13 protein-coding genes are annotated in these 11,803 nt (G+C 46.6%); all 13 read right to left on the bottom strand.

Annotated features, from left to right (window positions below; translation table 11 throughout):
• Positions 1-23: 23 nt before the first annotated feature.
• Positions 24-848, bottom strand: a complete 825-nt coding sequence (gene trpA / locus ABLT31_RS13115) for a tryptophan synthase subunit alpha (protein ID WP_367752172.1) — start codon at positions 846-848, stop codon at positions 24-26.
• Positions 845-2,041: a tryptophan synthase subunit beta gene (gene trpB, locus ABLT31_RS13110; RefSeq protein WP_367752170.1), complete on the bottom strand. Its 1,197-nt coding sequence runs from the start codon at positions 2,039-2,041 to the stop codon at positions 845-847. Before trpB ends, trpA begins: the two co-directional genes overlap by 4 nt.
• Positions 2,022-2,690 carry a phosphoribosylanthranilate isomerase gene (locus tag ABLT31_RS13105; RefSeq protein ID WP_367752168.1) on the bottom strand — a complete coding sequence of 223 codons (669 nt, stop codon included), beginning with the start codon at positions 2,688-2,690 and terminating at the stop codon, positions 2,022-2,024. Before ABLT31_RS13105 ends, trpB begins: the two co-directional genes overlap by 20 nt.
• Positions 2,687-3,463: an indole-3-glycerol phosphate synthase TrpC gene (gene trpC / locus ABLT31_RS13100; RefSeq protein ID WP_367752166.1), complete on the bottom strand. Its 777-nt coding sequence runs from the start codon at positions 3,461-3,463 to the stop codon at positions 2,687-2,689. Before trpC ends, ABLT31_RS13105 begins: the two co-directional genes overlap by 4 nt.
• Positions 3,453-4,478 carry an anthranilate phosphoribosyltransferase gene (gene trpD, locus ABLT31_RS13095; protein WP_367752164.1) on the bottom strand — a complete coding sequence of 342 codons (1,026 nt, stop codon included), beginning with the start codon at positions 4,476-4,478 and terminating at the stop codon, positions 3,453-3,455. The genes trpC and trpD overlap by 11 nt, the downstream gene beginning before the upstream one ends.
• Positions 4,456-6,012, bottom strand: a complete 1,557-nt coding sequence (gene trpE / locus ABLT31_RS13090; RefSeq protein ID WP_462976489.1) for an anthranilate synthase component I — start codon at positions 6,010-6,012, stop codon at positions 4,456-4,458. Before trpE ends, trpD begins: the two co-directional genes overlap by 23 nt.
• A 314-nt stretch (positions 6,013-6,326) precedes the next feature.
• On the bottom strand, positions 6,327-7,430 hold the full coding sequence (gene aroB, locus ABLT31_RS13085) for a 3-dehydroquinate synthase (RefSeq protein WP_367752377.1): 1,104 nt from the start codon (positions 7,428-7,430) through the stop codon (positions 6,327-6,329).
• 2 nt (positions 7,431-7,432) lie between these two features.
• Positions 7,433-8,596, bottom strand: a complete 1,164-nt coding sequence (gene aroC / locus ABLT31_RS13080) for a chorismate synthase (protein ID WP_367752162.1) — start codon at positions 8,594-8,596, stop codon at positions 7,433-7,435.
• Between the two features lie 218 nt (positions 8,597-8,814).
• Complete coding sequence (locus ABLT31_RS13075; RefSeq protein WP_367752160.1) at positions 8,815-8,958, bottom strand: hypothetical protein; 144 nt, start codon at positions 8,956-8,958, stop codon at positions 8,815-8,817.
• Positions 8,959-9,039: 81 nt separating this feature from the next.
• Positions 9,040-9,351, bottom strand: a complete 312-nt coding sequence (locus tag ABLT31_RS13070; RefSeq protein WP_367752158.1) for a hypothetical protein — start codon at positions 9,349-9,351, stop codon at positions 9,040-9,042.
• 18 nt (positions 9,352-9,369) lie between these two features.
• Positions 9,370-10,146, bottom strand: a complete 777-nt coding sequence (locus tag ABLT31_RS13065) for a CheR family methyltransferase (RefSeq protein WP_367752156.1) — start codon at positions 10,144-10,146, stop codon at positions 9,370-9,372.
• 123 nt (positions 10,147-10,269) lie between these two features.
• Positions 10,270-10,713 (bottom strand): nucleoside-diphosphate kinase, encoded by a 444-nt coding sequence (gene ndk / locus ABLT31_RS13060; RefSeq protein WP_367752375.1) that lies wholly within the window; start codon positions 10,711-10,713, stop codon positions 10,270-10,272.
• A 93-nt stretch (positions 10,714-10,806) separates the two neighbouring features.
• Complete coding sequence (locus tag ABLT31_RS13055; protein WP_367752154.1) at positions 10,807-11,802, bottom strand: polyprenyl synthetase family protein; 996 nt, start codon at positions 11,800-11,802, stop codon at positions 10,807-10,809.
• Between the last annotated feature and the right edge of the window lies 1 nt (position 11,803).

The following is an 11,803-nucleotide window of genomic DNA, read 5'->3' as shown; positions in this document are numbered from 1 at the left end:
TCACTCCTAGAGTAAATTTTTTTTTATCTTACTCCAGATTTTAGGTTTTGTACAAACATTTTTATTTTTTCCAAGCCTGCCGCTTGTGTATCCGCCTTTGCAAGCAAATCTCCGGCCTCTTCAATCACCTGCACCAAAGCACTTCCGACGATCAATCCGTCGCAGTGAGGAGCCAATTGAGCCATCTGTTCCGGCCTAGAGATTCCAAAGCCGACAGCAACAGGAACACGCGAATGTTTTCTGACCTCCTGCAAGAAGGCTTCTACGCCCGCTCCTAGCTCACTTCTTGCCCCCGTCACTCCTAGCGAAGAAACACAGTAGAGAAAACCATCAGCCTGCTCGGCAATTTTCTGAATCCGCTTCTCTGAGGTAGGAGCAACCAAAGATATCAGGGGAAGACCGTAAGCTTCAGAAGCTTTTTTCACTTCTCCGCTTTCTTCCACCGGCAGGTCAGGGATAAGAATACCGTTTAGCCCATTCTCCTTCATTTCTTGGAAAAGGCGCTCAATTCCATACTGCATTACGGGATTGAAGTAGGTAAATAAAATAACTGGAATGGCTAATCCCTTCTGGCGCATTTCGCCAGCCATGCGAATGCAGTCCCGAATGGACACCTGATGGCGAAGAGCACGCGCGGAAGCGCGCTGAATAGTAGGTCCATCTGCTAAAGGATCGGAATAAGGGACTCCCAATTCAAGGATATCTGCCCCTGCTTCTTCCAGGGCTAAAGCAATCTCTACCGTGGCCCCTGGGGTAGGATCTCCCGCTGTAATAAAAGGAATGAACAACGGTCCCTTTTTGGTTTCAAACTTTTGCGCTATAGGGTTGTTTCCTGCCACGCGATTCATTGCTTTTCCCCCTTCAGATGGTGCTGGATTGCTTCTACGTCCTTATCTCCCCTCCCCGACAAACAAACAACCAAGAGATGGTCTGAAGGAAGGTCTGGTGCTAATTTAATAGCCTCCGCAACCGCATGGGAGCTTTCGAGGGCCGGAATAATTCCTTCTGTCTTGCAAAGAATTTGAAGTGCCTCAAGGGCTTCTTGATCTGTAATCGGGTGGTAGGCTGCACGGCCGATTTCCTTCAGATAGGCATGCTCAGGACCCACACCCGGGTAATCCAAGCCGGCAGAAATCGAATGCGGTTCTTGAATTTGCCCAAATTCATCCTGCAATAAATACGTCAGCGACCCATGGATGACCCCTTTAGTCCCTTTAGCGAAGGTTGCCGCGTGCTTGCCCGTTTCAATCCCGTGGCCTGCTGCCTCTACTCCGATCAGCCTCACCGCCTCATCTTGAACAAACGGATAAAACATGCCCATGGCATTGCTTCCTCCTCCAACACAGGCTACCACCGTATCAGGCAAGCGTCCTTCCAGCTCAAGAATTTGCTCCTTAGTTTCATCACCTATGATTCGTTGGAAGTCTCGCACCATCACAGGGTAAGGGTGCGGTCCAACCACAGAGCCTATTAGATAAAAGGTATCTTCAACATTCGTGACCCAGTAACGGATTGCTTCGTTGGTTGCATCCTTCAATGTTTTGGTTCCCGAGCTAACCGGTACGACTTCTGCACCCAGCAGCTGCATGCGAAACACATTAAGCTGCTGCCGGCGAATGTCTTCTTCCCCCATAAACACCTTGCATTCTAAGCCCAGCTTAGCGGCAACCGTTGCCGACGCTACTCCATGCTGGCCGGCCCCCGTCTCGGCAACAATCTTCTTTTTGCCCATTCTTTTAGCCAATAAGCCTTGGGCCAACGCGTTATTTAACTTATGGGCTCCCGTATGATTAAGGTCTTCTCTCTTTAGATAGATTTTTGCTCCACCCAGATATTCGGTCAGCCGATCTGCATAATAAAGAGGAGTGGCCCGTCCGGAATAAAAGGTTAAATGATGCTGCAGCTCCTCCTGAAAAGAAGCATCCTCCTTCGCTTCCTGAAAAGCCTGTTCCAATTCCTCCAACGCATTCATCAAGGTTTCCGGTACATACTTGCCGCCGAACTCGCCGAAACGGCCAAACTCATTTGGCACTGCTGCCATATTCCTTCACCCTTTCTACCAGTCTCATGATTTTTTCTTTATCTTTTTTACCTTCCGTTTCTACTCCACTAGCCACATCCACTCCGTCTAATGGCCATTCGCCAATCAACTGGCCCACGTTTTCCGGCGTAATGCCCCCGGCTACGAGCAATTTTACGTCGTATTGTACGCACCATTGCTGATAGGCAGGTATAACCTCCCAGCGGAAGGTTTTCCCTGTTCCTCCCGCAGCTTGCTTATCAAATGTATCCAGCAAAAGATAATCTATGCACGCTCCATACTCCTGATCGGGAAGGCTGCTTTGTTCATCCGCTTCGATATGGACAGCTTTAATAATTTCGACAGGAAATTCTTGCTTTAATGCTCTGCAGAATGCCGGAGTTTCCTGTCCGTGAAGCTGTATCACGTCAAAGGTAACCTCCTTGAGAAGACTGCGAAGCTCCTCCAAGCTAGGATTCACAAACACTCCTACCTTCTTTTTGCCAGTCGGAACGGCTTCTAAAAGCAAGGGGAGCTTATCAAGAGAAACCCGCCTCTTGCTTGGAGCCAGGATGAACCCTACCAAATCAACATCCGTGGACTCCAGGTAAGCGATCGATTGGACATCCTGAAAGCCGCAGCATTTAATGAGAGGTTTGGCGCTTATCATCCTACCAGTTCCTCCACCGCCTGCGTGATATTCTGCTGGCGCATGAAGTGTTCACCGACCAATACCGCCCTTACTCCGAGGCTCCGCAGGTAACGAATATCATCTGAAGAATGAATCCCGCTTTCGCTTACTACAGGTAATCCTGTTGGGATATACTTCAGTAGCTCTTCCGTTGTCTTTAATGATGTTTCAAAGGTTTTCAAGTTGCGATTATTGATCCCGATCAAAGAAGGACTGGTGTTGGCCAAGACCTGTTCGAGCTCTTCTTGGCTATGAACTTCAATTAGAACATCTAAATCGAGGCTCTCCGCTAAAGAGGATAGCTCAGCTAATTGCTGAGGAGTTAATATGGCAGCAATCAATAGAATGCAATCTGCTCCCATGATCCGGGCTTCATACACCTGAAGCGGATCAATCAGGAAATCCTTGCGGATAATGGGAGTATCGCTCTCTTGGCGGATAAGCTGCAAATATTCTTTGCTGCCTTGGAAAAACGTTACATCGGTCAGGACGGACATGGCATCTACTTGAGCCTTTTGATAAGCCGCTGCAATGGCAAGAGGGTCAAAGTCTGGGCGAATGATCCCTTTGGAAGGGGAAGCCTTCTTCACCTCCGCAATTACACTAACCGGGCGATGGCTTTGGATCAACCGGTTGACAAAAGGCCGTGTCGGCAAAAGATCCGCTATGATTTTCTCCGCCTGGTTCGAATTAAGCTCCTGTTTTAATACCTCTATCTCTTTTTTCTTTTGTTCCACTATCTTATGAAGCACGGGACATCCCCCTTGTGACATTGATTAATTGCTCTAGCTTCTGTAACGCAAGTCCTTGATCAATAATTTCTGCCGCTAGTCGGACTCCTTCTTGTATCGACTCGACTTGTTCTGCCAGATACAGCGAAGCCGCACTGTTGGCCAATACGATATCCCGGTCAGCTCCCTGATGGCCTGAGAATACTCGGTGAATGATGGAGGCATTTTCTTCAGCCTTTCCTCCGGACACAGCCTCAACTGGATAGCTCTCCAAGCCCAATTCCTCAGGAGTCAGGTAATAAGAGTGGATCTCTCCATCCTTTAATTCTACCACTTTTGTGGGACCCGAAATGCTGATTTCATCCAATCCGTCTTCGCCCGCCACAATCAGACATCTGACCAGCCCCAGCTCACGTAAAACATGGGCTGCTTTTTCCGCTAAGCTTCCATCATATACACCTATTAATTGGCGATCGGCCTGCGCTGGATTGGTTAACGGTCCGAGCAGATTAAATACCGTGCGGAAACCAATTTCTTTACGCGTGGCAACCGCATGCTTCATTGCCTGGTGATAGAATGGTGCAAACATAAAGCAAAGGTTGGTTTGTTCCAAACACTGCTTGGCTTCTTCCTCTCCCAACTGAATGGTCACCCCTAATTGCTCAAGCACATCTGCACTGCCGCTTTTGCTGGAAACTGCCCGATTCCCATGCTTAGCAACACGTGCGCCTCCTGCAGCCGCTACAAAAGCCGAAGCTGTAGAGATATTAAAGGTCATTCCCCCGTCTCCCCCTGTTCCGCACGTGTCAATCAGGTTTTGGGAAGGAACTTGGACTTTCAGCGCTTTTTCTCGCATGGTCAGGGCAAACCCTGTAATCTCTTCCACAGTCTCCCCTTTAATCTTCATTGCGGTAAGAAAGCTAGCCAGCTGGGAAGGTAAAACCTCCCCTGACATAATTAAGTTCATCGCTTCCTTAGACTCTTCTCGGCTCAAATGCTTCAGATCGACCACTTTATTGAGTAGCGGTTGAAACATACTCATCATCCTCCTCTAATCTCTGAATCTGCTTAGCCATCTGAATGGCACGAATTAACGCTTTGGCTTTATTTTCCGTTTCCTCGAATTCCTTTTCAGGGACAGAATCGGCAACAATGCCCGCTCCCGCTTGAATATAGGCTTTCCCATCCTTAAATACAATCGTACGAATCGTGATACAGGAGTCCATGTTGCCAGAGAAGCTAAAATACCCAATGGCTCCTGCATATGCATTACGTGCTTCCTGCTCCAGCTCTGCAATAATTTCCATAGCTCTTAGCTTCGGAGCCCCTGATACCGTCCCTGCAGGGAAACACGATACCAAAGCGTCAAAAGCGTCCTTGTCATCCTGCAGCCTGCCTGTTACGTGCGAGACGATATGCATGACATGGGAGTACATCTCCACTTCCATCAACTGTTCAACCTTGACTGTCCCGTATTTTGAAACTCGCCCGATATCATTGCGTCCAAGATCGACGAGCATGTGGTGTTCGGCTCTCTCCTTTTGGTCGGCGAGAAGATCCGCTTTCAGTTCTTCATCTTGAAGTGCGGTTTTTCCTCTAGGACGCGTTCCTGCAATCGGGCGGTTCTCTACCTTCCCCTCCTCCACCCGAACCAATAGTTCAGGCGAAGTCCCCACGAGAATTTCGTCTTCGTTAAATTGCAAAAAGTACATGTAAGGGGAAGGATTCAGTGACCGCAGCACCCGATACACATGAAACGGATCAGGTACATCCTCAATGGCGAAACGTTGGGATAAGACCACCTGAAAAATATCCCCAGATGATATGTACTCCTTCGCTTTTTCCACCATTTTTATAAATTGATCTTGAGTTAGATTCGATTGAACCGCGATTGGTGCATATCCGGTTGGAAGGACATAGAGATCCCTCGGAGAGTTCCCCAGATTGCGTGTCTTGCGTGCTAGTGCTTTAATTCTTTCACAGCAAGCTTGATAATTTTTCTCTATATCCTCTGGCTGGTCGTTGGGATCAACCGAGATATGGCCAATGACTTGGATTTCTTGCTTCAGGTGATCAAATACGATGACTTCGTCAGCAAACATAAACTTCACGTCGTCCATATCTAAATCATTTTTTTTCGCTTCAGGAAGCTCTTCATAATAACGAAGAATATCGTAGCCGAAATAGCCTACTGCCCCTCCTGAGAAACGAGGGAAATCCAGCTCATCCGGACTTCGAAAGTTCTGCAATTCCTGGCGAAGTCGTTCAACAGGATGTTCTGTCGACTCAATGAGCGGCAAGCCGCGATGTTGAATTCTAACTTTACCGTTTTTCGCTTCCAGGGTCATTAATGGATTTAAGCCGATAAAAGAATAGCGTGCCCAGCGGGTGCCTCCTTCTACACTTTCTAGAAGAAATGAGCCATCGCATCTTAGTCTTTGAAAAATACTGATTGGGGTTTCCTGATCCGCCATGAACGTCATCCGTACGGGAATCAAGTTATACTCAGCAGCAAGCTCTACTGCTTTTTCAATGGGGGGATAATACATGTGGTCTTCCTCTCCTTTCATTTTTGAAAAAGAAAGAAGCGGAGATGAGGAGAGCATATTCCTACTCTAAAAAGGGTAGGAATAGCCAAAATATAATAAAAAAGCCCAGAAACCCTGGGCTTAATGTGCATAGAAAAATAGACGAAGGCCTACCTGCCTTCCCTATGACATCTCAGCTCTGCTTCCTCAACTCAACTCACTTCTCACGCTCAACTAGACTCTCAACTTTAACTTACATATAAGTTTATACACTGTCATCTAAGATGTCAACGCATTTTTTACGCATTTATGACTTCTGTAACGGTATAAGCATCGCCATTCCTCAAAGTCCGCTGCTACTCTATCTCTTTTACGAGTTGCAAGATCTCAACTACATCCTCCTCATTGACTTCACGAACAATTTCAACCTGTCCAATTCGGCTAGGCAGAACAAAAACAAGCTTTCCTCCACTGCCCTTCTTATCAAGCCTCATGGCCTCAAGCAATTGATCCGGCTGAAAATGCTCAGGCATCCGAACCGGCAGCTGATACTTTTTAAGCAGCTCAATGGTACGTCGCGATACGCCCAAGGATGGGTCGCACAAACCGATGCGCTCAGCAAGCAGGGCAGCAGCCACCATTCCGATGGATACCGCCTCTCCATGGATCATTCCTCCATAATGGGAGAGGGACTCCATGGCATGACCAAAGGTATGCCCTAAATTCAGGATTGCACGCTTCCCTTGTTCGGTCTCATCTTCTGAAACAACCTGGGTCTTAATCAGACAGCCTTGATAAATAGCTTCATCAATATAAGGGGATTGAAGGGCCAGCAGCTCACTTGCATGACTCTCCAGCCAATCCGTGAACGATTCACTCCATATCAGCCCATGCTTTATGACTTCAGCAAAACCGGCAGAAACTTCCCTGGCCGGCAGGGTCTTTAACGTGTCCGTATCATAGAGAACTAGGCTTGGCTGATGAAAAGCACCGATAATATTCTTTCCAAGAGGGTGATTGACCGCAACCTTCCCCCCTACACTGCTGTCATGAGCCAATAAGGTAGTCGGAATTTGGACAAAGGGTACACCGCGCATATAGGTAGCGGCACAAAATCCCGTCAAATCCCCAACCACTCCCCCGCCAAGAGCGATGAACACCGACTTTCGGTCAAGTCCAGCTTCCAGCGCACTGCCCGTTACCTCTTCAAGCACTTGCAGTGTCTTGGCCTGTTCCCCAGCCTGAATCACATGGGAACCATGCTGATAACCGGCAACTGTCAGTAAGGTTTGTATTTTCTCCAAATATAAAGGAGCCACTTGATGATCCGTTACGATGAATAGCTTATTTTTTGGCGTAATCCCCCGATCAGCAAGTTCCTTTGGAAGGTATTGCAGGATATCCCTTCCAATTACGATCGGATAACTCCTCTCACCTAAATCAACGGTTAACCTCTTCATCACTAAATCTTCTCCAAATACTGCTTGAATTGCGCTACACTTTCCTTCATTTGCTCTAGGTTGTCGCTATGGAAGGTATCGCACATCGCTTTGGCTATCTCAATGGCCACAACCGCTTCTGCCACTACAGATGCCGCTGGAACCGCACAGCTGTCAGATCTCTCAATGGTCGCAGTGAACGGCTCTTTCGTTGCCAAATCTACGCTCATTAACGGTTTATACAAGGTTGGTATAGGCTTCATAACGCCTCTTACCACAATTGGCATCCCTGTTGTCATTCCGCCTTCTAGTCCACCTGCATTATTGGTGCTGCGCGTAAAGCCTTGCTCCTTATTCCAAATGATTTCATCATGAACCTGGGAGCCTGGGCTAGTTGCTGCCTCAAAGCCGATACCGATTTCTACCCCTTTAAATGCCTGAATGCTCATGATAGCTTGGGCAAGCTTTCCATCCAGCTTGCGATCCCATTGTACATGGCTGCCTAGCCCAATAGGAACACCGTCTACGATGACTTCAACGATTCCGCCAAGGGAGTCCCCATCCTGCTTCGCTTGATCGATGAGATCCATCATCTTTTGAGCTGCTTCCTCATCGAGGCAACGAACAGGGGATTCTTCAGTAATGCGGATTAATTCATCTAGTGAAACCTCAACTTCCTTTGCTTCAACAGAACCGATACGCTTGACATGACCGCCAATCTTAATGTCGAACTGTTCTAATAATTGGCGAGCTACAGCTCCTACAGCTACCCGAACGGCTGTCTCTCTAGCACTTGAGCGCTCCAGTATGTTGCGCATATCCTTTTGGTTATATTTAAGGGCCCCATTGAGGTCAGCATGTCCTGGCCTTGGTTTGGTGACTTGTCTTTTGACCTCTTCGTCTCCTTCGATTGGATCGGGTCCCATTATATGCTCCCAATGGGTCCAGTCTTTGTTTTCTACAACCAAGCAGATCGGTGCTCCCGTAGTAAAGCCGTGGCGCACCCCTGCCACGATTCGAACTTGATCCTTTTCAATTTGCATCCTGCGGCCTCGGCCATGTCCTTTTTGGCGACGCTGCAACTGCTCATTGATTTTCTCTGCAGATATCGGAACGTTGCTCGGTACGCCTTCAATGATCGCCGTCAGTTGAGGACCATGTGATTCTCCAGCTGTTAAATATCTCATCTGAACCCCTCCACCCTTTAGCACTTTTAAGTGTCATATTTTTATGTGCTATTATATTATAGCCTTGTCAAAATTGGTAGTGTAAAAAAAATTTACTTGAAGCAATTTGACTTAAACTTTCCCATCCTGTAAAAAGCAATTTCATAGAATAAGCTTTTCATTTTTGGGAATACTAAAAGTCCCCATAGGGACCGCTCGAATACAAAATTGCTATGAAGTTACCCCATAGAAAGGGAAGGACATTCAACAAAGTACTCTGCCATTTCCATCAATCGGTTCTTGTCCAATCCCAGGATCTGCGCACATTCATCTAGGCTTAAGAGCCCTTGGAAATAGGCATCTATTACCTTGCTTTTGTCCATGCTATCGCCTCCCTAAAACCAGCATACTCCTGTTATTTTGAGGCAATAACTGGAAATCTATGCAGACAGAAGATAGCATTATTAATAATTTTTTCGTTCTTGTACCGTTGGAATTTTTCTTACGACTCTCTTGTTATAATAATAAAATGTCTCCCCGCACACAATCGAGCATGCTGTACCCATCAACGCCTGAACTAGGAGAAGATCAGGTGCATAATGTATGGCCGCCGACAAACCAATGAATTCCCCAAAAATGATTCCCGCCAACATAAACAGAAAGTAACTCATTCGCTCCGCCTTGTCACGTCCCATAATTCGCGACTCCAGCATATAGCCTAATCCCCGCTTATAAAAGATATACGTGCCTAACAGAACAAACAATAAGTTAAACATGTACTTCAAACTCCTTCACTAGACTTTACGATAAAAAAAGGTATCCTCGGTTTCTAAGCGATACTGTTGCGGCTGGAAAATCTGCTCCGTACTGCCAACAAACAAAACGCCGCCAGGACGTAAAGCTTGGCTAAATTTTTTATACAGCTCGTGCTTCGCTTCTTCTGTAAAATAAATCATGACATTACGGCAAATAATGAGATCGTGCTCCGAATCAAAGGATTCAGCTAAAAGATTATGCTTTTTAAACCTAATGGTGCGTTTAATATCTTCACTTATCCGGTAATGGAGTCCGTCTTTGGCAAAATATTTTGCCAGCAAATCCTTCGGGCATTCCTGAAGAGATCGCTCATTGTAGATCCCCATCTTCGCTTTGGAAATGGCTCCCTCATCGATATCTGAGGCCATGATATTGATATCTCTTAGCGGCATGAATTGCGATAGAATTAAAGACAAGGTATACGGTTCTTCTCCTGTCGAACATGCCGCACTCCAGCACTTTAATTTTGGTTTTTCCTTCAGAAGCCGAGGAAGGATCTTCTGGTTAAGGACCTCCCATCGCCCGGCATTTCGAAAGAACTCTGAGACGTTGATCGTCATTCGATCCAGAAATTCATAAAACAGATCCTTATCCCGGCTCATCCCCTCGAAATAGGAAGCAAAATCGGCAAAGCCCCTCTTCTGGAGCAAGGATGTCAGGCGTCTCTTCATCTGAGCTTCTTTATACAATGCTAAGTCAATCCCTGTCTTTCGTTTGACATTAGCAATAAATTGCAAAAAATCGCGATCTTCCATCTGATGTGACCCCACCCGCTCGTATTAGTCCTTACGTCATCTTCTTTATCTATTCGTGACGAGACCCAAAATTCCTCCCCAAAAACAAAAAACCGTAGAGGCTTATCCTCTACGGTTTAGACGCTAGATCCACTTATTTACAGTTTTTTCATAAGAAGTCAACTCTTCTTCTTTAAACCATAGGTTAATTTCGCGTTGTGCACTTTCTGCGGAATCGGATCCATGGATGATATTCATGCCTACGCTTACTCCAAAATCTCCGCGGATCGTTCCAGGAGCTGCATCAGCCGGATTAGTTTTCCCCATCATGTTGCGTGCAGTGGCGATTACGTTATCTCCTTCCCAAACCATTGCAAAAACTGGGCTGGAAGTGATGAAGCCTACCAATTCGCCGAAGAAAGGACGTTCTTTGTGTTCACCGTAATGCTCCTCAGCCAATGCTTGTCCTACTCCCATAAACTTAGCCCCAACAAGCTTAAATCCTTTTTTCTCAAAGCGAGTTGTGATTTCTCCGATAAGGTTGCGTTGTACTCCATCAGGTTTTACCATAATAAAAGTTCTTTCCAATGCCATAACGATTCCTCTTTTCCCTCTTATGTATTCTTAATGCCTACGTTCACGAATGTGATTTTACCAAATGTTGCCCTTGAATTGCAAATGCTAAAACTGTCTCCTGCCAATAAATTGAGCTATTTCCTGCAAAGAGCTTCTTGGCTTGCCTTCTGGCAGCTGTTCAAGCCATTGCAACGACCGGGCAATGTAACGGTCAGCTAAAGACTGGGCATAAGCAATTCCTTCACTGTCCCGAATGACTTGGATGACATCACCAACCCGGTTGTCTGGAATATGCAAGGTTCGGTTCCCTTCCTGGTCTACCAGCGTTTCCATCATCCCTTTAAGCAGGGGGGCAGTCTTCGGGTCTTGAAAGCAATATAAAGCAGGAAGGGTAATATTGCCCTGGCGGAGGTCACTTCCAGCAGGCTTTCCAAGCGTTTTTTCATCTCCGGTAAAATCCAATATGTCGTCCGTAACCTGAAAGGCCATCCCGACGTTATAGCCAAAGTTATATAGGGAACGTATGTATTTTTCCGGCGCCCCAGAAACAATCGCCCCTAGCTGGCAGCTTATCGCGATAAGCAAAGCCGTCTTCCTTCTAATTCTTCGAAGGTAGTTGCGCAAGCTTTGATCCCATCGGTGAAAATCACGGATCTGTTCAATTTCCCCTTGAGTCATTAACATGATAGAACGAGAAAGGACCTGGTGAACTCTCGGAATCGGCAACGAAGTTATCGTGAGCAAAGCCTCTGCAAGAATATAGTCGCCCGTATACATCGCTAGCCGATTGTCCCATTTTGACTTAACGGTTTGCTGCCCTCTCCGCGTCTCCGCGTCATCGATCACGTCATCATGCACTAAGGTAGCCATATGGATCAATTCCAAAGCAACAGCAACATGCTTTAACTGTTCCCGGTCATAGTGGCCGAATTTGCCTCCCAGCAACACAAAAACAGGACGAATTCGCTTTCCTCCTGCCTTGAGCAAATGACTGGACGTCTTGTAGAGAATGGCATCTTTCGTTGAGATCGACTTTGCCAGCTCTTTTTCTATATACTGCATATCACTTTTCATCTGAAAGAAAATGTCAGCTAATTTCATA

The organism is Ammoniphilus soli (assembly GCF_040813775.1).
This window is presented reverse-complemented; position numbering and strand designations above follow the sequence as displayed.

What these genes read in the sequence shown, in the direction of transcription:
- ABLT31_RS13075 (WP_367752160.1), bottom strand. Translation starts at nt 8,958, where the DNA reads ATGGACAAAAGCAAGGTAATAGATGCCTATTTCCAAGGGCTCTTAAGC.
- ABLT31_RS13105 (WP_367752168.1), bottom strand. Translation starts at nt 2,690, where the DNA reads ATGATAAGCGCCAAACCTCTCATTAAATGCTGCGGCTTTCAGGATGTC.
- ABLT31_RS13070 (WP_367752158.1), bottom strand. Translation starts at nt 9,351, where the DNA reads ATGTTTAACTTATTGTTTGTTCTGTTAGGCACGTATATCTTTTATAAG.
- ABLT31_RS13055 (WP_367752154.1), bottom strand. Translation starts at nt 11,802, where the DNA reads ATGAAATTAGCTGACATTTTCTTTCAGATGAAAAGTGATATGCAGTAT.
- trpA (WP_367752172.1), bottom strand. Translation starts at nt 848, where the DNA reads ATGAATCGCGTGGCAGGAAACAACCCTATAGCGCAAAAGTTTGAAACC.
- trpE (WP_462976489.1), bottom strand. Translation starts at nt 6,012, where the DNA reads ATGAAAGGAGAGGAAGACCACATGTATTATCCCCCCATTGAAAAAGCA.
- aroC (WP_367752162.1), bottom strand. Translation starts at nt 8,596, where the DNA reads ATGAGATATTTAACAGCTGGAGAATCACATGGTCCTCAACTGACGGCG.
- aroB (WP_367752377.1), bottom strand. Translation starts at nt 7,430, where the DNA reads ATGAAGAGGTTAACCGTTGATTTAGGTGAGAGGAGTTATCCGATCGTA.
- trpB (WP_367752170.1), bottom strand. Translation starts at nt 2,041, where the DNA reads ATGGCAGCAGTGCCAAATGAGTTTGGCCGTTTCGGCGAGTTCGGCGGC.
- ABLT31_RS13065 (WP_367752156.1), bottom strand. Translation starts at nt 10,146, where the DNA reads ATGGAAGATCGCGATTTTTTGCAATTTATTGCTAATGTCAAACGAAAG.
- trpD (WP_367752164.1), bottom strand. Translation starts at nt 4,478, where the DNA reads ATGTTTCAACCGCTACTCAATAAAGTGGTCGATCTGAAGCATTTGAGC.